Source organism: Streptomyces sp. XM83C, from assembly GCF_023072675.1.
Taxonomy (GTDB): Bacteria; Actinomycetota; Actinomycetes; order Streptomycetales; family Streptomycetaceae; genus Streptomyces; species Streptomyces thermocoprophilus.
Window position 1 is genome coordinate 1 of the sequence record NZ_JALLGL010000045.1, and the last position, 21363, is coordinate 21363.

Annotated in this window: 15 protein-coding genes; 10 read left to right on the forward strand and 5 right to left on the reverse strand. The window is 70.3% G+C overall.

The features are described from left to right. From MTQ10_RS08070 to MTQ10_RS08085, 4 genes are all read left to right on the forward strand, one after another. The coding region (locus MTQ10_RS08070) for an SEC-C metal-binding domain-containing protein (protein WP_247463900.1) at positions 1-143 on the forward strand (143 nt) is incomplete at its 5' end. 106 nt (positions 144-249) lie between these two features. Next, on the forward strand, positions 250-651 hold the full coding sequence (locus tag MTQ10_RS08075) for a very short patch repair endonuclease (RefSeq protein WP_247463849.1): 402 nt from the start codon (positions 250-252) through the stop codon (positions 649-651). Further along, positions 648-1643: a DNA cytosine methyltransferase gene (locus MTQ10_RS08080; protein ID WP_247463852.1), complete on the forward strand. Its 996-nt coding sequence runs from the start codon at positions 648-650 to the stop codon at positions 1641-1643. The genes MTQ10_RS08075 and MTQ10_RS08080 overlap by 4 nt, the downstream gene beginning before the upstream one ends. 11 nt (positions 1644-1654) lie before the next feature. After that, positions 1655-3013 carry a DNA cytosine methyltransferase gene (locus MTQ10_RS08085; RefSeq protein WP_247463855.1) on the forward strand — a complete coding sequence of 453 codons (1359 nt, stop codon included), beginning with the start codon at positions 1655-1657 and terminating at the stop codon, positions 3011-3013. A gap of 6 nt (positions 3014-3019) precedes the next feature. On the opposite strand, the gene MTQ10_RS08090 is transcribed toward MTQ10_RS08085, so the two are convergent. The 3 genes from MTQ10_RS08090 to MTQ10_RS08100 are packed head-to-tail and all read right to left on the reverse strand — an operon-like array spanning position 3020 to position 7041. Next, positions 3020-3898 carry a DUF6339 family protein gene (locus MTQ10_RS08090; protein ID WP_247463856.1) on the reverse strand — a complete coding sequence of 293 codons (879 nt, stop codon included), beginning with the start codon at positions 3896-3898 and terminating at the stop codon, positions 3020-3022. Beyond that, complete coding sequence (locus MTQ10_RS08095) at positions 3895-4887, reverse strand: hypothetical protein (protein WP_247463859.1); 993 nt, start codon at positions 4885-4887, stop codon at positions 3895-3897. The genes MTQ10_RS08090 and MTQ10_RS08095 overlap by 4 nt, the downstream gene beginning before the upstream one ends. Positions 4888-4890: 3 nt before the next feature. After that, a complete protein-coding gene (locus tag MTQ10_RS08100) occupies positions 4891-7041 on the reverse strand; it encodes a helix-turn-helix domain-containing protein (RefSeq protein WP_247463863.1) in 2151 nt (716 codons plus the stop codon). A 539-nt stretch (positions 7042-7580) separates the two neighbouring features. On the opposite strand from MTQ10_RS08100, the gene MTQ10_RS08105 reads away from it, so the two are divergent. The 5 genes from MTQ10_RS08105 (at position 7581) to drmB (ending at position 19745) form a co-directional block, all read left to right on the forward strand. After that, a complete protein-coding gene (locus MTQ10_RS08105; RefSeq protein WP_247463865.1) occupies positions 7581-7769 on the forward strand; it encodes a hypothetical protein in 189 nt (62 codons plus the stop codon). A 204-nt stretch (positions 7770-7973) separates the two neighbouring features. Then, a complete protein-coding gene (locus MTQ10_RS08110; RefSeq protein ID WP_374117581.1) occupies positions 7974-12740 on the forward strand; it encodes a DEAD/DEAH box helicase in 4767 nt (1588 codons plus the stop codon). After that, complete coding sequence (locus MTQ10_RS08115) at positions 12737-14641, forward strand: UvrD-helicase domain-containing protein (RefSeq protein ID WP_247463868.1); 1905 nt, start codon at positions 12737-12739, stop codon at positions 14639-14641. The genes MTQ10_RS08110 and MTQ10_RS08115 overlap by 4 nt, the downstream gene beginning before the upstream one ends. After that, on the forward strand, positions 14638-17883 hold the full coding sequence (locus MTQ10_RS08120) for a helicase-related protein (protein ID WP_247463871.1): 3246 nt from the start codon (positions 14638-14640) through the stop codon (positions 17881-17883). The genes MTQ10_RS08115 and MTQ10_RS08120 overlap by 4 nt, the downstream gene beginning before the upstream one ends. After that, on the forward strand, positions 17880-19745 hold the full coding sequence (gene drmB / locus MTQ10_RS08125; RefSeq protein WP_247463874.1) for a DUF1998 domain-containing protein: 1866 nt from the start codon (positions 17880-17882) through the stop codon (positions 19743-19745). Before MTQ10_RS08120 ends, drmB begins: the two co-directional genes overlap by 4 nt. 57 nt (positions 19746-19802) lie before the next feature. Here drmB and MTQ10_RS08130 read toward each other — a convergent pair whose 3' ends face one another. Both MTQ10_RS08130 and MTQ10_RS08135 read right to left on the reverse strand, forming a co-directional pair. After that, a complete protein-coding gene (locus MTQ10_RS08130; RefSeq protein ID WP_247463876.1) occupies positions 19803-20315 on the reverse strand; it encodes a DUF2267 domain-containing protein in 513 nt (170 codons plus the stop codon). 106 nt (positions 20316-20421) lie between these two features. Next, positions 20422-20844: an Hsp20/alpha crystallin family protein gene (locus tag MTQ10_RS08135; RefSeq protein ID WP_247463878.1), complete on the reverse strand. Its 423-nt coding sequence runs from the start codon at positions 20842-20844 to the stop codon at positions 20422-20424. A gap of 184 nt (positions 20845-21028) precedes the next feature. Here MTQ10_RS08135 and MTQ10_RS08140 point away from each other — a divergent pair, with 184 nt between their 5' ends. Further along, entirely contained in the window at positions 21029-21334 is a 306-nt protein-coding gene (locus MTQ10_RS08140; RefSeq protein ID WP_247463881.1) for a hypothetical protein, read from the forward strand. Positions 21335-21363 lie beyond the last annotated feature (29 nt).

Here is a 21363-nt window from a genome sequence, read left to right on the forward strand (position 1 = left end):
GCCTCACGAACTGCCGTGGTGGAGATCCGTCCCAGCGCCCCGCCCGAGGCCGAGCGATCCCCTGGCCACCCCAGCGCACGGCAGCTTGCTGGTGCGGGTCGGGGAGGGGGTATGGGGAGTGTCATGGGGTCGCCGAGGCATGACGGCGCCCTCGGGCGGGGCGCTGGGACGGATCTCCACCACGGCAGTTCGTGAGGCTCGACGACAGTGAAGAGTGTGGTGCCTTCCTCTCCGGGTGTATCGGCCCGTATGAGCAGGCAGGCGAGCAAGGACACGGCGGTCGAACTGGCCGTGAGGCGGCTGTTGCACGCGGCCGGGCTGCGGTATCGCGTGGAGTATCCCGTCCCGGGGATGCCGCGGCGACGTATCGACGTGGCCTTCCCGAGGGCGAAGGTCGCCGTGCTGATCGACGGCTGTTTCTGGCACGGCTGCCCGCAGCACGCGACCCGGCCGAAGGCCAACGCGGAGTGGTGGCGGGCCAAGCTGGACCGGAACATGGTCCGTGACCGCGAGACGACGGAGCACCTGGTCGCACAGGGGTGGACGGTGCTGCGGTTCTGGGAGCACGAGGCTCCCGCCGATGTGGCCGTGCGGGTGGCGGCCGCTGTGGCGGAACAGCGGATCCACCCGAATCGGGGGAGGAAGAGTTGACCGGTCTGTCATTCGTCGACGTGTGTTCGGGTGCGGGCGGGCTTGCCCTGGGGTTGGAGCAGGCCGGTTTCCGGCCCCGCCTCCTGCTGGACGAGGACGCCGACGCCTGCCGGACGCTGCGGACGAACCGCCCGCACTGGAAGGTGCTCCAGACGGATCTTCTCGACTTCGACCCGAGCGACCACCCGGACAGTTACGACGTGGATCTGCTGTCGGCGGGGCTGCCTCGGGTGAAGTCGAGCGCGACCGTCGGGCGTGCCGACTCGGACATGGAGGAGCGCCTCCTGAAGGCCGCCGTCTACCTCGTCCACGCCATCCGTCCACGGGCCGTCCTCCTCGAGAACGTGCCCGGACTCGCCGACGCCGAGGAGTACGAGCCGTTCCGTGAGTTCGCGCGTGCCGAGCTGACACATCTGGGCTACGAGTTCAGCTGGTTCGTGATCAACGCCGTCGACTTCGGGGTGCCGCAGAACCGCCGACAGGGCGTGCTGGTGGCCGTCGAACAGCAGCGTGCCGGAGCGTTCCGGCCGCCGGCCCCCACGGTGGCCGTACCGAGGACGGTGGGTGAGACCCTCCGCAAGAGCATGGCGTCGCGGGGTTGGCCGGGCGCCGACCTCTGGGCCGCCCAGGCCGGGGAGCCGGCTCCCACGCTCGTCGGCGGCTCCAAGAACAGGGGCGGCGCCGATCTGGGCCCGACGGGAGCGAAGCGGAAGTGGGCCACCATGGGCGTCGACGGCCACACCGTCGGCAATGCCGTGCCCGACCGGGATTTCGTATGGGATCCGAGGCTCGGCAGGGAAGGCATGGTGAAGATCACGGTCGAGCAGGCGGCGTTGCTGCAGAGCTTCCCGGAGTCCTGGGAGATCACCGGGTTGAAGACGGCTCGGTACCGCCAGGTCGGGCACGCCACGCCTCCCCCGGTCGGAGAGGCCCTCGGGCGGGCGGTGGCCGAAGCACTGGACGGGTCTCGGGCAGTGACCGCTGCCGGCTAGACTTCCGCCACATGACCAGCACGCCGCACCGCCAGCCCGTCCTCGACAAGCCGTATGTCCTGGATCTTTTCGCGGGGCCCGGCGGGCTGGACGTGGCGGCCCACATGCTCGGTGTGCCCACACTCGGCGTCGAATGGGACATGAGCGCCTGCCTGACGCGTTACGCGGCCGGTCTGGACACCCTCCACGCCGATGTCAGCGCGATCCGCAGGGACGCCTTCGAGTCGCTGCCGCCGGAGATCAACGTGCTCGCCGGCGGCCCGCCGTGCCAGACGTACTCGGTCGCCGGCAACGGCGTGGGACGCAAGGCCCTGGACGAGGTCAAGAGGTACATCGAACGCCTGATGGCGGGCGACTCCGACGAGACGATCGACAAGGAGCTGCAGAACCTCTCCGATCCGCGTACGGCCCTGGTCCTGGAACCGCTGCGGTACGCGATCCAGGCGACCAGAAGCCCTGGCCGGGGCAACCGGCCGTACGACGTCATCGTCCTGGAGCAGGTCCCCGCGGTGAGGCCACTGTGGGAGCACTACGCGCTGGTGATGGAGCAGGTGGGACTTCCCGACGGGACGAAGTACCGGGTCGAGGTCGACGTCCTCGCCACCGAGACGTACGGCGTGCCGCAGACACGGTCGCGGGCCGTGCTGATCGCGCGCCGAGAGGGGCTCGGGCATCCCTTCCTTCCCGCGCCGACCCACCGCGCCTACGAGCCGAAGGAGTGGCGGCGTCGCATCGAGGAGGCGTCGGCCGCCCAGGGCGCCCGTCAGCCCGCTCTCGACGAGGCGATCGCCCCGGAGCCGGACACGCGCGCGGAGGAGGCCGAGGAGCGGCTCCCGTGGGTGTCGATGCGCTCGGCCCTGCCGGGACGCACCAGGCCCTTCCTCGTCCGCTCGAACTACGGAAGCTCCGGGCATCCCGGGCGCCGCGGTGTGCGCACCGATCAGCAGCCGGCCACCACCGTCACCGGCCGCATCTCCCGCTTCGTGGTCTTCGAGCACCTGAACGAGGACGTGGTCGTCGAGGGGCCTCGGTTCAGCATGGAGGAGGCGGGGATGCTGCAGAGCTTCCCCCCGCGGTATCCCTGGTCGGGCACGGCGCAGGCGCAGCAGGTGGGCAACGCTGTACCGCCCCTGTTCGGGGCGCACCTGCTCAGCGCCGCGCTGGGCCTTCCCGCGCCGACGCCGGACGACTTCCGGCAGCCGTGGGTGCCGGCGACGGAGGAGAAGCGGGCCAAGCTGCGCAGCCTGGGCTGCGGGGCGGCGGACGACTGCACCCCCCGTTGCCCGCGCTCCGAGGACCAGGTGCCGCCGCGTTCGACCGCCGCGCGGAAGGGCGGGAAGACGGCCGCCGCGAAGCGAGCGTCCGCGTAGGCCCGGTCAGCTGTCGATCTTCGTGCCCCGGACCGGCGCCGTCTCGAACAGTTCGAGGAAGTAGTCGGTGAGCGCGTCCACGGATGCCTCGGGGACCGGGTCCTCGTCCGGTCCTTCCGGGAGGACGTGGCGGGAGACCGGGGGCGCCGTCTGGGCCTCCGCGATCCAGTCCCGCAGAGGGGTAAGGTCTCTGGGCTCGTCCGGAGCGAGGACGTCGTAGACGAGGGTCGCTCCGGCCGCGGTGATGGCGACGCTCAGGCCGTTGATCTCCCGCCCGGTGGTCACCTTGCCGTTGCGCACCAGCCGGACCAGTGCCTGAGCGGTGGGGCGGTGGTCGATCAGGTCCCTGCGCAGCACGGTGTGGATGAGGTCCTGGTTGCCGCAGGCCACCTGGACGGGCTCGTAGTCCGCCCCGTTCCGGAACAGCTCGGCGGCCCACCACAGCCGTGAGAAGCACTGTCGGTCGGCCGGCCCCTGGAAGCGCTCCGGGGCGATGCGCCGGGCGCCGTTCTGCGCGGTCGGCGGAGGAAGGTGTCGCCACGCCACATAGTCGGGGGCCACCGCCAGCGCGATGTGCGTCCACAGGCGCCGGTCCGCCGCTTCCCTCCGCGTGAGACGCAGGGTGGCGTGAAGCCGCGGCGCGAGCCAGGCGTCGGCACGCGTCCGGTCGTCGCGGAACTCGAACATGGCGTCCTCGACGAGGCTGCGGATCGGTTCGACGTCCCACCGGGCGTCGTCCTCCGGAAGCGGCACGACGACCTTGGCGAGGTCGACGCCTCCGTGGACCTGCTCGGCCTTGAGGAGCTGTTCGGTGATGAACGGGTCGGCGGCGGACGCGGGGAGCAGCGCCAGACGCTCGGGCACGTGGTCGGGCTGGGTGATCACTTCTCGCTCTCCCGGTTGGCTTGTTCGAGGCTGCGGATGGCGTAACCCAGCGCCTTGGAGGCCTCGGCGCGGCGGATCGCCGCGTAGTGGATACGGGTCTGCAGTTCGGCCCACCCCGCGTCGCCGGTGCGTCGGCGGTGCACCTGCCGCAGAGCCTCCTCCACGTGCACGCCCGGGACGACGTCGGGCAGCATCTCCCGGAGCACCTCGCCCTGCCAGTCGGTGGGGAAGACCGGGGTTCCGCCGGGCTCCACCTCCAGATCGCCGATCGCCCCGTGGAAGACGGCCGTCCAGACGTCCGTGGCCATCTGGGCGACGAGCAGGTCGCGGACCTTGCTCTCCACCCCGGAGGCACTGCTGTCCAGCAGCCCGACGATCCCGTCGACGTCGCTGTTCACGAACACGGTGGGCACTCTGGCCGATGTGTCGACGATCCAGGGCGCGTCGGCGTAGGCACGCAGCCATTCCCGGGAGCTCTTGGTGAACGACGCCTTCTGCACCTCCAGTTGCAGACCGGCGACCGGTTCGTCGGAGACGGTGTCGACGGTCCAGCTCCGGTCGGTCTCGGCGATGGAGCGTCCCGCGACTCCGTCGACGGTGGCCACGGCGTACGCGGCGAGGGAGGCCCGCCCCAGGTGGTCGTCGCGGTAGATCTCCAGAGATCCGGACCAGTCACGGCTGTCGTCCGTGTCACGGGTCAGGGCGGTGGAGGTGCGGATGTTCGTCTCGCCGTCCGTGAGCACGGCGAGGACCCGCAGGTCGGACCAGGGCGCGTCCTCGGCGTCCGCTCCGGGCGGCAGGGTCGCTGAGACGCCGATGACGGCGCTCACCCAGTCGTGCCCGGCGACGCCGAGCGCGACGGCCTGCTGCTGCGTCGAGTAGGCGCTGGTGTCCAGCGGCTCTCGGGTGCCGTCGGCGAGCTCGAGGGCGACGGACGTCACTCGCAGGGCGATCGGACGGCCGAGCCGCTTGTACGGATAGATCTTCACGCGTCATTCCCCCTTGCCGGCGCGCAGTTCGACCACCAGTCGGGTCAGTGCGGTCCTGACCGGATGGCTGCCGGCGTCGGTGACCCCCCGGAAGACGGCGCGTCGCGCGCCGGGGGTGAAGCGGAGGACTCCCTCCTGCACCTCGCAGCCCTCGACGCCCTCAAGTTCCGCCCAGTCCAGCTTCGGGCGTCCGCCGGAGCGCACGTCCATGAGCGCGACGGGCACCATGGGGACGATCTCGTCGCCGCGGGGGATGCTCACCTCGGCGTCGATCACCCATTCCCCCGCCGCACCGATCGTGGCGTCGAGGTTCTTCAGCACCGGGATCACGGGTCCCGTGGGCGCCTTGGCCTTGGGTCGGCTCTTGACCGTCAGGGCCTTGCGCAGGGCCTCGCCGCCTTCGCGCACGGTGCGCTTCGGGCGGGCGACGAGTTCCCTGACGGCGTTGTTGACCTCCCGGGTCAGTCCTTCGATCCGCCGGTAGGCGGACGGCGACCAGCGCAGCGTCAGCTCCTCCGTCTGACCCCAACGGTCGTGCTCGGGCGGTTCCGCCGCGCGCAGGAACTGCTCGGCCTCCTCGGCGAAGGGGGCGGTGTCCCCGGCCGCTGCGCCGGCGAGGAGCACCGCCTGGAAGGGGTTGGTTCCGATCGGCAGTCGAGGAACGGTGGCCTTCCTGACGGTCATCCGGTTGCCGCGCAGCGAGTGCACCTGGTTGATCGGCCTGTCCTTGTCGCCGTCGGCCTCGGTCACCAGCAGCACCGCCTGGTGGATCCCGGACGTGCCGCCCGCAGCGCCACCGGGCACAGGCAGTTTCAGCGGGACGTTCCGCATGGCGACCTGCCCGGCCTCGGTGAGTCGGTCGACGGTGGTGCCCTCGTAGAACGCGCGCAGCGCACGGGTCCGGGAGGGTTGTTCGACGGAGGGGTCCACCTTCGTCTCCTCGACGACCACCTCTCCATCGTTGCGCAGGGCGCGGACGGACACCTCCAAGAGGGGCAGTCGACCGCCGCCGCCGGTCATCGCGGCCCAGAAGTCGCGCCCCAGCGCCTGGACGAGCCGCGTGTGCATCCTCTTGATGTCGCGGGTGTCCTCGTCGCCCTCCTCCTCGACGATCTGGTCGTCGAGGTCCGGGCCGTCGCCTTCCAGGCTGGCCACGTCGTGCGCGCCGACGATGAGAAAGGACGTGCCGGGTTCGTCGCTGTCGCGGGTGAGGTGGAGGCGGGCCGCCGTCTCCTCGTCGGCCCACCAGGAACGTACGACCTCGCCGTTCTTCGAGTCGGGGTCGGGTCGTCCGAACCACGCGGGACCAGCGAAGGTCTCGCCGTGCACCCGTCGCCAGGGCAGTTCGAGTCGGCCGATCAGCCGTCGTTCCGTGCGCCCTTCGTGGGGCACGGACAGAGTGGAGTTGATGAGCACGAGGCCGAGAGCGCTGGTGGCCCACAGCGTCGCCTTGCCGAGCCCGTAGGAACCGCCCGCCGAGGGGCCCGACTTCAAGCTCTCGAGCTGTCGTCGGACCACGGCGGCGAACTTGCCGTCCTCGTAGTCGTCACCGATGAGACCGGACGCGTTGTAGTCGTCGATGCGCAGCAGGACCAGGCGGCCCTTCTCGTACATGTCGCGCACGCCGGCATCCACTACCCGCCCGACCTTCTGGTGGGCGGCGAGTTCCGAGACGGCCTGGTAGTGCGGGAAGAGATCGTTCCAGCGGATCGCGTCCCGGAAGGCGTCGAGGTGCTCGCCGGTCAGCTCGTGCAGGGTGTAACGGACCCTCACCGGACGGCCGTTCTCCCTCAGACGCTCGTCGAGGCTGTTCTGACACGTCTCCCGGGCGAGCACCTGGACGTCCGCGTCGAACGCGAAGGCGGCGGCGTTGCCCAGCTCGCGGCCGCCGTCGGGGTAGCCGGGTCGGTGGTACCACGTCACGGGAAGGCCGGCCTGGGTGTCGGTGGTGCGCGTGTGCACCGTGCCGAGGTCCGTGCCGAGCGCCTTCGCGATGTCCGCCATCACTGTCGGCCTGGGCGTCGACCTCCCGGTGATCCAAGCGGAGACGGCGGCTCGGGTCAGCCCCAACTCGTCGGCCAGTTCGGCCTGCGTCTTCCCCGCGAGCTTGAGCTGTCGGGCCAGCCAGGGCCCGAACTCCTCACCTGTCTCCACGCGCCACCTGCCTCTTCTCCTCCGCCGTCCCGGCGAGGCTAATTTGACAGGATCGATCACGTCAACCAGTGGTTAACGAACCATCCGACCTCGACCGCCTGTCAACGGTGTCCGAGTTGCTCGAATAATCCCAGTACACCCCTTACGGGAGTCGTCGAAGGAAGACTTGGACTCCGAACTCCCCCTCGACTTGAGGAAGTTGGGTTGCGCACCCAGGGAATTGCGGCTAGTTTCTCGGCGGCGAGAAAGACGCCTCGCTCCGCGAACCGTAAAGACCGGGACGAGGGGCGACAGGGGACACCTGTGTCCTTCTTCAGTCACAAGCCGAAGGGGACAGGTGTATCCGAACGCCCGCAGCACGATCTTCGCAGGGATTTCTCGAAACAGCTGGCATTCCGGACCGACAGCCAGCTAACGTGGAAATCAGAAATCTCAGTGAGCAAGAATCTTTCCACACCCGAATTCCGACAACCATGGGGGACGTTTGTTGTTGTCAAACCCCTGTGCGGACACCGGATCACTCCGCACCGGGGGGTTTCATGGATGAGAGCGACCACTCCTTCTTGAGACTCTCGGGCAGGGAGCTGAATTCCCTGTGCTTTGCCGTCCTGAGAGCAAAAAGCAAGGAACAGGTGCGGCAGATCCTCCGCACGTTCGAATTGTCCGACGCGGACTTCGTCGGTTCCTTCCCGGACCTGGCGAAGCATGTTCTCCTGTTGCCGGACTGAGGGTCACAGGCCCTCTCGGCCGAGACGTCGGCCCCGGCGACAAGGGCAAGTCCGAACCCGTGAACAGACCTCGTCCGGCAAACGAGGGTCTGTCGACCAGTGCACAGCCCGCGAAAGCACGCCACGTGGGCCGGCGACCCACAGGGCCGCCGGCCCACCCCTTCACACTTCCCGTCCGCACCTGACACTCGGGAGAGCAAAGCCGTGCCGTCATCGTCCTCCGCAGTGATAGAAACAGTCCTCGAACAATCCGCTCGCGTCCTGCAGACATACGCCGTGGACCCCGGCCTCGTCGCGGAACACGCCAACGGCGAACGCCGCATCACACAGGGCGGCTACGGCGACCGTCAGCTTTTCGAACTGGTCCAGAACGCTGCGGACGAGATCGCCGACGAACCGGGCGGCCGTATCCACGCCGTGCTCACGAAGACCCATCTCTACTGCGCCAACGAAGGGAACCCGGTGACCCCGGAAGGCGCGGAGACGATCCTTCGAATGAGCATGTCGAAAAAGCGCGGCGGCCAGATCGGACGATTCGGTGTGGGCGTGAAATCGGTCCTCGTGGTCACCGACACCCCCGAATTCTTCAGCAGCACGGGGAGTTTCGGCTTCAACCGTGCCTGGTCCTACGAGCAGATCAAGGCGGTGCCCGGAGTCACGGCCCGCTACGGGCCCGAATTCGACGCCCCGGTCCTGCGGATGGCCCGCCCCCTCGACATGCAGGCGGAACGCGCCGCCGACCCCGTGCTCGACGAGCTGCTCGGCTGGGCCGTCACGGTCGTACGGCTGCCACTTCTGCAAGGGGCGGACGAGCGGCTGGGCCGTGACATGCACGGCACCCGGGGCAAGGAGCACGGCGAGCCCCGCGAGGAGTTCCCGGTCGGCTTCCAGCTCTTCTCCCCGCACGTGGGGAAGGTCGTGCTCGAGGACCGCCGGCCAAGCCCCTCTGTCCGACGGGTCCTGACGGCACAACGCTCCGGCGACCTGCACACGGTGGTCGAGGAGCGCAACGACAAGGCCGCGTCCACGGAGAAGTGGCGCGTCTTCACCGTCACGCACGAACCCGGCCCCGCCGCACGTGCCGACGCCGGCGAGCTGCACGACCGTATCGCCCTCGACCTCTCGTGGGGCGTCCCCGCACTCGTGAAGGACCCGGACAGCGGGCTCCACGTGAGCCGGGGTGCACGCGGCCGCGGCAAATTCTGGTCCTTCTTCCCGACCAAGTACGAGATGTCGCTGAGCGGCGTCCTCAACGGCGCCTGGAAGACCAACGAGGACCGGCAGAACCTGCTCGACTCCTCCCCCTTCAACCAGGAGATGATCCGCCGGTCCGCCCAGCTGGTCGTCGACTCCCTCCCCGCACTCGCCCCCGCCGAGGACCCCGCCGCCTACCTGCCTCTGCTCCCCGGCCGTGTGAAGGAGGCCATCAGCTGGGCCGACGAGTTCCTCACCCGAGAGATCTGGGCGCACGCCGGGAGGAGCCCCTCCCTGCCGGACCAGGACGGCGTACTGCGCGTGCCGACCACGCTGCGCATCCCTCCCCGGCTCGACAAGGACCCCCGGAAGGCCGGCCGTTGGCTCCGGATGTGGCACGAGTGTCCCGGGCGGCCCACCGGCTGGCTGCATCCGAGCGCCGAAGCGGACGTTCTGCGCGCCGGAAAGGTCGAGCACATCCTCGGCGCGGCCGGACACGAACGGGCCCAGGTCCGTGAATGGCTCGAGGCCCTCGTCGAGAGCGGCAGCCCGCAGGCGTCCGCCGCGGCCATCCGCATCGTCGCCGACATGATCGAGAGGGAGTCCCCGCTCGCCGAGGACGCCCGCAGGGCCCGCATCGTGCTCACCGAGGAACACGGTCTCGTCGCACCCGTGCCCGGCAGAGTGTTCCGCCGGGCCGACCAGGACGGACTGCGCGAGTCCACGGTGTACGTGGTGGCCGAGCTGGCCCAGGACCCCTCGCTGGCGCACGCCCTGAACATCCTGGGCATCCGGGAGGCCGATGCCGAGGGTCGGTTCACCAGCGTGCTCGATCAGGGCTTCGCCCACTACACCGACGCCGACTGGCTGCGCTTCTGGGAGCTGTTCCGGCGCGCCGGCGTCCGGCGGCTGGCGCACAAGGTCGTGGAGCAGGTCCCCGACCCCCGCTCGACATTGCGCGTGCGCACCGCCGACCACCGTTTCCGGCCGATCCACGACTGCATGCTGCCCGGAATCGTGGTCGACGCCGGGCGCGACCCGTCAGTGGCCGTCGACATGGACTTCCACTCCGACGACACCCCGTTCTTCGCCCAGGTCGGCCTGTCGGACCGGCCCTCCTCCGGGGTGCAGCCCGCGGACGGCGAAGGCTGGTACGAGGAGTACCGCGCCGCCGTACACGCGTCCTACATGCGCACGCTGTCCGACAGCGCGCCCCGGCCCTCGCTGAACCGGATCAAGACCGAGGGCGCCCCGATCGGCGGCCCCCTCCACCTCTTCACGTCCCTGTCCCCGGAGTCCCGCGCCCGCTTCCTGAGAGCCCTGCCCGACGACGCCGTGGTCACCAACTGGACCCTGCAGATCGGCGCCCAGACCAGCACCCGGCAGGCCGTGATCTCCCCGATCCGGTGGATGCTGCGCAAGCACGGCACCGTCGCCACGTCCAAGGGGATCAGGCCGCTCAAGGAGGCCGTCGGCCCCGAGCTCTCGGCCTACCGCGACGTACTGCCCGTCGCCGACATCACCCAGGAGAAGGCCCGCAGGCTGCGCCTGCCCTCCACCGTCGACGAGGTGCCCGGTGACCGTTGGGAGAGCCTCCTCGACGAGGTGTCCCGCAGCGAGGACGACGTGTTCGTCGGCACGACCTACGTGATGCTGACCAGGTTCGGCGCCGACTTCCCCGAGGACTCCCTCACCCGGTGCCGTGTCGGCGACACGTGGGACACCCGACCGGACGACGAGATCACCCTCGCCGTGGGTGACGTCGAGTACCGGGCCCTGCGCGCCGAACAGGTGCCGGCCCTGCTCGTCCCCACCGTCGAGGACGCCGAGCTGATGGCCAAGGAGTGGGGCATGCTCCGCTACGCCGACGTCATCAGCCGGGAGACCCGCGAGGTGCCGGACGGCGACCCCGTGCCGCTCGTGGAGCTGTTCCCCGCCCTCCGACAGCGCCTGAACACGGGCAACCGCAACACTCTGGTGCAGCGGTGCGTCGAACTGGAGGAGGTCGTCCGTACCCCCACGAAGGGCGCCCAGGCCTCCCCGCTGGACGCCGTACGACAGGACGGCGTCGTCAAGGTCCGCACGCCCCTCGAACCGGAACCGATGCTGCGGCTCATCGATCGCGAGCTGGGCCTCGGTCTCGGTCCCGCCGGCTGCCGTGCCGTACTGGAACACCAGGAGCGCATGGCGCGGGACAGCGAACTCAAGGCCGCCCAGCAGGCGGTGCGGGACGCCGACGACGTGGTCACCAAGATCGAGCTGCTGATCGGCGCGGACGCGCTCAGGGCGGGCCTGCCCGAGGGGCTGATGGAGGCCGAGCTTCAGGCGAACGACGGCACGGAGCCCTCTTCGCGCCGCATCGCCCAGATGGCGTTCAACGCGCACGGCGACGGGGTGCTGCAGCAACACGCCCGGGACATCCAGGCACGCTTCCCCAACGCCCCCATGTCGTACGGGGGTTCATCGGCCGCCATCGCGTTCGTCTCGGACCTGAGGCTGCCGATCACCTTCGCGGGCTCCCGCACCCCCGCACCTCCGCCCTTCGAGACGGTCGAGGGCCCGCGGGACTTCCCGAGCCTGCACGACTACCAGGAGGACCTGGTCCGCAACATCTCCACCATGCTGGACCGGCTGGCCCCGCAGCGCGGCATGCTGTCCCTGCCCACCGGCGCCGGCAAGACGCGTGTGACCGCCGAGGCCGTCATCCGCTGGGTGAAGCGTGTCGGCGACCTCAAGGGGCCGCTGCTGTGGATCGCGCAGACCGAGGAATTGTGCGAGCAGGCCGTGCAGAGCTGGAAGTTCGTGTGGAGCAAGGTCGGCGCGGAACGCCCCCTCACCATCAGCCGCCTGTGGAGCAGCAACGAGGTCGGTGACGTCGCCGACCATCCCCACCTCGTGGTCGCCACCGACGCCAAGCTGCAGAAGTGCCTGGGCACCGATCAGTACGCGTGGCTGCGCGAGGCCTCCCTGGTGATCGTGGACGAAGCGCACACCGCCATCTCGCCGCGGTACACGGAGGTCCTGGCGCTGCTGGGGCTCACGCAGTACGAGACCCGCCGCCATCTGCTGGGCCTGACGGCCACACCGTTCCGCAACACGAACGAGGACGAGACCCGCCGACTCATCGGCCGGTTCGGCAACCGGCGCCTCGACGAGGGTGTCTTCCCGTCCGGAGACCCCTACAGCGATCTGCAGAAGTGGGGCATGCTCGCCCAGGTCGAGCACCGCACGCTGGAAGGCGGCCGGATCGAGCTCAGCCAGGACGAGAAGACGCACGCCGAGCGGATGGCGATGCTGTCCCGCGCCGCCGAGCAGCGACTGGCGGACGACCACGCGCGCAGCCGGCGCATCGTCGACTCGGTGGCCGAGCTGCCGGAGGACTGGCCGACGCTCCTGTTCGCGACCTCGGTGGACCACGCCAAGTATCTGGCGGCCATGCTCAACGACCGAGGTGTCCCGTCCGCCGCCGTCGACTCGACGACCAGTGCCCAGGACCGTCGGACCCGCGTCGAGAAGTTCCGCTCCGGTCGTATCCGGGTCCTCACGAACTACGGTGTTCTGACCCAGGGGTTCGACGCCCCGTCGACCCGGGTGGTCGTCGTGGCGCGGCCGGTCTTCAGCAGGAACGTCTACCAGCAGATGATCGGGCGCGGTCTGCGCGGCCCGAAGAACGGCGGCAAAGACACCTGCCTGATCCTTAACGTCAGCGACAACATCGCCAACTTCGACACACAGCTCGCGTTCACCCAGTTCGAGCACCTCTGGAGCCGCAAGTGACCGACGCCTACCTCGACAGCCCCCCGCTCACCGACGAGCAGCGGGCCGTGGTCGAACAGCCCTGGGACGCGCGCGTGCTGGTCACGGCGGGCGCCGGGGCGGGCAAGACCCACACACTCGTGCGACGGCTGGACGCCCTGTGCGGACACGAAGACCCGGACGAGGCGCTGGAGGCCACGGAGATCCTGGTGCTCACCTTCTCCCGGGCGGCCGCCCGGGAGTTGCGTGAACGCATCGCGCGGCACGGGGAACACGCGCGACGGGTGCGGGCCCAGACCTTCGACGCGTGGGCCTACGGCGTGCTCGTGCAGGCGTACCCGGACGGGGAGTGGGCCGACGCCTCCTTCGACGAACGGATCCGCGCCGCGGCCGAGGCCGTCGAGAAGGGTGCGTTGGAGGCCGGCGACTCCGTGCCGCCCTCCCATGTGGTGATCGACGAGGTGCAGGACCTCCTGGGCGACCGCCGTGAACTCGTGGAGGCCCTCCTCGACCGGTATCAGGACAGCTGCGGCTTCACGGTGGTGGGCGATGCCGCGCAGTCCGTCTACGGCTTCCAGATCGAGGACGCGGAGGAACGGAACGCCGAGACGGGACGGTTCTTCGACTGGCTGCGGGCGTCCTTCCCCGACGACCTGGTGGAGCTGCGTCTCACCGAGAACTTCCGGGCCGTCACCCCGGAAGCCCGGATCGCCCTCACCCACGGGCCGAGACTCCAGACGATCCGGGACGCGGACGAGGCCGGCGAGCTGTACGAGGAACTGCGCGACCTGCTCCTCGACCCGGTCAACGCCCACGGCGACCTGACCGACGAGTACACGCTGCAAGGGCTCCGCGACCTCGACGACACATGTGCCGTCCTCACGCGCGACAACCGGCAGGCTTTGGTCGTGTCACGGCTGCTCCACGAGAACGGCGTCGAACACCGACTGCGTCGCCCCCTGGAGGAGCGGCCGGTGCCCGCATGGGTGGCCGAGTTGCTGCGCCGCACCGAGGCGACCGGACTGACCGAGGAACGGTTCCGGTCCCTGCTCGCGGAGATACCTCTCCGCCACGAGCCGAACCCGGCGGCCCTGTGGACGGTGCTGCGCCGAGCCACGCGCTCGCCCGGCCGTACGGCGCTGGACCTCGACCGGCTGCGTCGCCTCGTCGCCGACGGCAGGTTCCCCGACGAGGCGGCCGACCCGGAGACCGCGCGCATCGTCGTGTCGACCGTCCACCGCGCCAAGGGCCTGGAGTTCGACCGGGTGATCGTTCTGGCCCCGCCGTCCGTCGCCGAACTGCGCAAGCAGCACCCGGACGAGCTGGACCTGCCCGCGGAGGCGCGGGCACTGTACGTGGCGATGACCCGTGCCCGTCACGACCTGTACCACATGAACCCGCCGGAGCTGCCGCTGTTCCGCAGGGCCGGTGGTCGCCGCGGTGGCCGGCAGTACATCGGTGGGTGGCGGTCGTACGACAGGTACGGCATCGTCGCCGAGGCGTGGGACGTGTGCCGGGACGATCCGCCCGGTCACCGGGACGACGCGGCGGCTGCACAGACGTATCTGACGGAGAAGGTGGCCCCCGGGCACGAGGTGGTGCTGCGCCGGCTCCACGACCTGCCCATGGGCGAGTTCCAGAGCCCGCCGTACGTTTTGATCCATGACGGGCGGGAGATCGGCGAGGTGTCGGAACGGTTCCGGCAGGGCCTGTTCCAGGTCCAGAAGGTGAATCGCGGCTGGGACCCGTGGTGGCCGGACGAGATCCACGGCCTGCGGATCGACACCCTGGAGACGGTCGCGGGCAGCGCCGCCGCAGGCGCGAACGCCGGGCTCGGAGACCGCGGGGTGTGGGTGGTGCCGAGGCTCACCGGCTACGGCATGTTTCGACGGGCGCACGACGACGAGGAGCAGAGCGCATGACGAACGGGGCGGGTCGCCACTCCGAGCACTATCGGGTACGGGACGAGGAACTCCTCGTGGGGCTGCGCCGTGAGCTGTTCGGCCCCGCGGAGGACGCGTCGCCGGAGGAGCGGGCGGAGGTCCTCACCCAGGACGCGCCGATCGACCGGTATCTGACGGGAGTTCTGTATCCGCGTGCCACGAAGGAGCGGAAGGTCGAGAACGCCGCCGAGCAGGAAGAGCCCGATCCCGTGCCGCATCTCGCCCGCCGGGCCGCGGAGGAGTCCGGGGACGCCGACGATCTCGGGTCGGCGGGGGACAGGCGGCCGTCGTCGATGGGGCTGACGTTCGCGGTCGACCCGGCCTGCGGCACGATCGTCGTCTCCACCCGCGCCGCGATCTACGTGCCGACCGACGCCGAGGGCAACCCGGTGCCGGCGCGTCGGGCCGAGGCCAGGACCACCGCCGATCAGAAGGAGCACTGGCACCGTCAGGAACTCGACCTGCCGGAACAGTCGGTGGACGTGACGACGCCGGCTTCCGACCTGCGCCTGGGCCTCGACCACAGGGCGCAGCTGCGTGTCGTCGTCCGCCGGCCCGAGAGGGACCCGGGAACGGGGAGGGAGTCCGTCGCCGTCACGGTGACGCTGGTCAACAAGCAGAAGGTCGGCGAGTGGGACCTTCAGGACGCGTTCGCCCTGTTCCAGTGCGGGCTGCGGGTCCGAGCCGCCGACGGCTCCAGCGCGATCGTCGAACGCCCCGCTCCGTCCGCCGCCCACGACCCGGACATCGCCGTGAGCCGTCTGCTGCACCGGCATGCCCCGACGTTCGCCGTCGGCCACGGATGCGCGGCGGTGTGGGACTGGGCCCCACCCCAGGTCGGGGTCTCGGATGTGTGCGAGGCCGCCGTCACCGAGGTGCGCACCGAGTTCGTGCCGAGCGTGGAGGTGCTGCTGACCGACTCCAACCCGGAGATCGACAGCTCGGCTCTGTCCATGCTCGGCCTCGCCGAACGGCCCGACGCCGAGGTGCTGGCGGCGTTGAGGGCGCTCGCCCAGGGCTACGAGGACTGGATCGAGCGGAAGGCGGCCGAGGCGGACGCTCTGCCCGACCCCCACCACGATCCGGCACAGAACCAGGTACGGGCCTGTCGAGAGGCACTCGGTCGTATCCGCGAGGGCATCGAACTGCTCGCCGCCGACCCCGAGCTGACGCGGGCGTTCCGCCTCGCCAACCGCGCCATGGCCGACCAGCGCGCCCGCAGCGCATGGGTCAAGGGCGGACGCGTCGGCAGCCCCGATCCCTCCGCCGGCCGGTGGCGGCCCTTCCAGATCGCGTTCCTGCTGCTGTGCCTGGCCGGCATCGACGATCCGGACCACGACGACCGGAAGATCTCCGATCTTCTGTGGTTCCCCACGGGCGGAGGCAAGACGGAGGCGTATCTCGGGCTGATCGCCTTCACGTCCTTCCTGCGCCGGATCCGCAGGGGGCCGAACGGTGGCGGCGTCACCGTGCTCATGCGCTACACCCTCCGTCTGCTCACCCTCCAGCAGTTCGAGCGTGCGGCGACGCTGCTCTGCGCCATGGAGCGCATGCGCCGCGACACGCCCGAACTGGGAGCCGAGCCCTTCTCGATCGGCATGTGGGTGGGCCGCTCGGCCACGCCCAACACGCTGGCCGATGCCGCGGCCAGACTCGACGAACTGCGCGCGAACCTCGACAAGCGCCTCGCCACCGAGAACCCGGTCCAGTTGCATGCCTGTCCCTGGTGCGGGACGCGACTGGACGCGAGAAACTACGAGGTCGACGACCTCGCCAAGCGGATGCACGTCCGCTGCCCCGGTGAGAACTGCGAGTTCGCCGACGGTCTGCCCGTCCATCTGGTCGACGAGGCGGTCTACGACGCCCGTCCGACCCTGGTCATCGCCACCGTCGACAAGTTCGCCTCGATGCCGTGGCGGCCCGCGACCTCCGCGCTGTTCAACCTCGACGACCCGGACGACGCAACCCCTCCACCGGAGTTGATCGTCCAGGACGAGCTGCACCTGATCTCGGGGCCGCTGGGGACGCTCACCGGCCTGTACGAGACTGCGGTGGACGCCCTCGCCTGCCGCCCCAAGGTGATCGCGTCCACGGCGACCATCCGCCGGGCCTCCGATCAAGGTCTTCACCTGTTCGACCGCGAGGTGCGTCAGTTCCCGCCCGCCGGGCTGGACGCACGCGACTCCTGGTTCGCGGTGGAGACACCCCGCGAGGAGAAGGCCAGCCGACGCTACGTGGGTCTTCTGGCTCCGGGCACAAGCCAGTCGACGCTGTTGATCCGTACCTACGCCACGTTGCTGCACCGTGCCCTGCACGCGGACACCGACGACAAGGTGCGCGACGCGTACTGGAGCCTTGTCGGCTATTTCAACAGCCTTCGTCTGCTGTCCGCGGCCGAGCTCCAGGTGCACGACGACGTCGTGGCGTACTTGGAGATCCTCGCCGCCCGCGAGGGCGTGGCCGAACGACCGATCGCCAACTACTCCGAGTTGACCAGCCGTGTCGACGCCAGCGAGATCCCCGCACGGCTCAAGGGCATCGAGAAGCGGTTCCCCGACGAGGACACCGTGGACGTCCTGCTCGCCACGAACATGATCGCTGTGGGTGTGGACGTGGACCGACTCGGCCTGATGGCCGTGATGGGCCAACCGCAGACGACCGCCGAGTACATCCAGGCGACGAGCCGCGTCGGGCGCGCCCACCCCGGTCTGGTCACCGTCATGCTGAACTCCGCGCGTGCCCGGGACCGTTCGCACTACGAGAACTTCCAGCACTACCACTCGGCCCTCTACCGCGAGGTCGAGTCGACGTCCGTGACCCCGTTCTCCGCCCGCGCCCGCGAGCGTGGCCTGCACGCGGTGGTCGTCGCCCTCGCCCGCATCCTGATCCCCGAGGCACGTCCGAACGACGGGGCCGGCCGAGTCGAGAAGTACGAAGGCGTTCTGCGCGGGCGCATCAGGCAGATGCTGCTGGATCGTGCGAAGAGCGTCGCCGAGGACGAGGCGGACAGGGTGGCAACGGAGTTCGACGAGTTCGTCGACTGGTGGCTCGAGGAAGCCGACATCAACAACCAGCTGCTCTTCGAACCGCAGAAGGGCAGCCGGGCACCCGCGATCCTGAAGTCCTTCGACGACACATCGGACGTCGAGGCGTACCCCACCCTGTGGAGCCTGCGCGACGTCGACGCCGAGTCCGCCCTGTTCATGGAGGGAACCCGATGACCCCGCCGCCTTCGAGACGCCGCCGGACAGGGGCGCGGGACACCGCGCCCGCCCACAATCTGCTGCGCCGCGGCGCGGTCCGGCGCGCCCAGGTGATCACCACGTACGGTGTCGGCTCGCTCATCGCCGTCGACCACGAGTCGTTCATCGTCTCCGGCCTGGACGATGCCGACGGAAGCTGGAACCACCGCGAGGCGCCCCGCATCCACGAACGGCGTCTGGAGCGACTGCTCGAAGTCGATCACTTCCGGCTGCCCCCGGCCTCCGACGAGGACAGCACGGACGGTCTCCGCGTACGCCGTTTCCCCTTGATGCATTCCTGCCCCGAGTGCAACGAACTGCAACGGCACCGGGACTTCGCTCCCCCGCCCGGTCGGAGCGTCTGCGGTACGTGCGAGAAGGAACTTGTCCCCTCCCGCTTCGTCGTGGCCTGCGAGGCGGGCCACCTCGACGAGTTCCCGTACTGGCAGTGGGTGCACCGCTCGACCGACCGCGGATCGGGGGTGTCGGGCAAGTGCGGTGGACGGCTGATGATGCGCACGTCCGGGCGTACCTCCTCGCTCCGCTCGATCATCGTCTCCTGCACCTGCGGGAAGGTGCCCGAGGTCTCGATGGAGGGTTCGTTCCGCAGGAGCGCGCTCAAGGACCTCGGTCTCACCTGCCGGGGCACTCGCCCCTGGCTCGGCGGCACCGTCCCGGCCGAGACCTGCGGACGGCCTCTGCGCACGCTGCAGCGGGGCTCGTCCTCGGTGTGGCAGCCGGTGGTGAAGTCGGCGCTCTCGATCCCGCCGTGGAGCAGCGGCCGCGCCGACCCGCTCGCCGGGCACTGGGAGAAGTTGAGGAAGTACGACGACCGCAAGCAGATCGAGTCGTATCTCGACGCCGTCTTCGACGAGCCATGGCCGCTGTCGCTCGACGATGTGCTCACTCTGCTCGCCGCGGAACGTGAGGAGGAAGCCGAGGGGGAGGCGGCACCGTCCTTCGACCACCGGTACCGCGCCCTGCGCAACAAGGAGTACGAGCGCCTGCGCGCCGGCAACGACGACAGCGAGCACACCAGGAACGAGGAGTTCGTCTGCGAGTCGCCGCTCGGCGACGGCAGGGTGCTCGAACCGTTGGGTGTCACCGGACCGATGCTGGTCAAGAAGCTCCGTGAGGTGCGCGCTCTGAAGGCGTTCACTCGACTCGTCGATGCCGAGTCGACGAGCGACGCGACGGAGGTGCCGCTCTCCGCGAAGCCTCTGCGCTGGCTGCCGGCCATGGAGGTCCGGGGCGAGGGCGTCTTCCTGCGGCTCGACGAGGAACGTCTCGGCCTCTGGGAGAAGACGGAAGCCGTGGCGAGGCGGGCTGAGCGCATGCGGAGGGCCCATCAGCGGATCCTGGACCAGCGCGCGAGCGACCCCACGCGCGCCGTCCTGTCCCCGGCATCCCCACGCATGGTTCTCCTGCACACCCTGGCCCACGTGCTCATCAACGAGTGGAGTCTCGACGCGGGCTACCCGGCGGCCTCTCTCCGCGAGCGCCTGTACGCCGACGACGCCATGGCGGGACTGCTCGTCTACACGGCGACGAGCGACTCGGAGGGCAGCCTCGGCGGTCTGGTGGCGCAGGGCGAACCGGATCGGCTCGCGGAGACGCTCCGGTCGGCCCTGCGCCGCGCCGAGTGGTGCTCCGCGGACCCGTTGTGCCTGGAGGCCGAGGCCTCCGGGACTTCCGGGGCCAACCTGGCTGCCTGTCACGCGTGCGTGATGCTCCCGGAGACCAGTTGCGAGCACAACAACGTCCTGCTCGACCGCGCGTTGCTCGTGGGCACCCCGGACGATCCCGCCCTGGGCTATTTCGAGCACGTGGCACGTCACTGACGGCATCGGCAGCCGCCGGGGTTCCGCGGTGGCTGCCGGTCGTCGTGGCCTTCGGGGTCACCCCCGCGCCGCCAGATCCGCCCGGCCGAACAGGAGGGCGTACCCGGTGGGGAGGTCGTTGAGGATTCTGGTGGTCAGGGCTTCGCCGATGAGGGGTGGGAGGACGCTGAGGACCGAGCTGACGTCCCAGCGGGCCGTGGCCGGGGTGGCGCCCTCGATGCGGGTGGCGACCGAGTCGACGAACTCCGGGGCCGTGAGGCGGCGGGTGGCCGGGATCTGGGAGGCGATGACCCGGGCCGCCTCCTCGGGGAGGGCGCGGGCGAGTGCGACGCGTTCGTCGCCGATCACCTGGCCGCCGAGGGCGGACAGCACGATGCGGGTGATCCGTTCCGCTTCCCGTGTCGTGGGGTACTGGCCCGCCTCACGGACCGACTCCACCAGCAACGCCCAGCGGCTGTCCTCCGCCGCTCGCGGGGTCGGTGCCGTCGGGCGGGACAGGGGCGTGCTCGGGATGGTCGTACGGGGGATCGTCGTGCGCGGGGCCGTGGTGCCCGGCGTCGTCGCGGTCATGGCGGCTCCTCCCTCGGGGTGCGTGCGTCGGTCTCCCGGCCGGTGCGTGTGCGGGTGCCCCGCGGCGGCAGGGCACCCCGGCCGCCGGGGCGGCCGGCCGGGGCTGTCAGCTGGTGATCTCCTTGCGGCTGTCGCCGCCCGTGATGTGGATGCGGCGCGGCTTGGCCTGCTCGGCGACCGGGATGCGGAGTGTGAGGACACCGGCCTCGTAGGAGGCGTCGATGCGTTCCGTGTCGAGGGTGTCGCCGAGGAACAGCTGGCGGGTGAAGGTGCCTGTGGGGCGTTCGGCGACGAGCATGTCCGTGCCCTCGGGGGCGGGGGACTTGCGTTCGACCCGCACGTTGAGGACGTTGCGTTCCACGTCGAGTTCGATCGTCTCCGGGTCGATGCCGGGCAGGTCGAAGTGGACGAGGAAGTCGTCGCCGGAGCGGTAGGCGTCCATCGGCACGGCCGACGGCCTGGCAGTGGTTCCGAGCATCTGCTGCGCGAGCCGGTCCAGTTCACGGAACGGGTCCGTGCGCATGAGCATCACAGGTCACTCCTTCCTTCAGACGGTTGCCGAAGTGCGACGCCCTGCGGCTCTTGCTGCCGCTACCGCCTTCTTATATAGCTCCAGAGGAGGAAACTTGACAAGCCTCGACTCAGGTTCAGGGGTGCGGGTGGGGCCGGAGTTAGCCTCGGGGCATTCCACGCAGGTCTTCAGGAGGCACGTGATGGCCAAGGTTCCCAGCGCAGTCGTCGCCGCGAGCGGACTCGTCGGCGGGTACGGTGTCGCCCGCTGGACGAGGAAGCGGCAGCTCGGCGGTGCCGTCCTCGCCGTCGCGGGCGCCGCCGCGGCGCAGCAGTGGCGGCAGCGGGCCGGGGGCAGGGCCGCGGGCGCGCTGACGGCCGCGTACGTCGCCGCCTTCGCCGGGTCGCACCCGCTCGCCAAGAAGGTCGGCGCCTGGCCCGCCGTCTTCGGTGTCGCCGGTGCCGTCGCCCTCGCCTCCTGGGCCGTCGCCGACCGCCGCGACGGCTGACACCGCGCCCGCTGACACCGCGGGCCCGG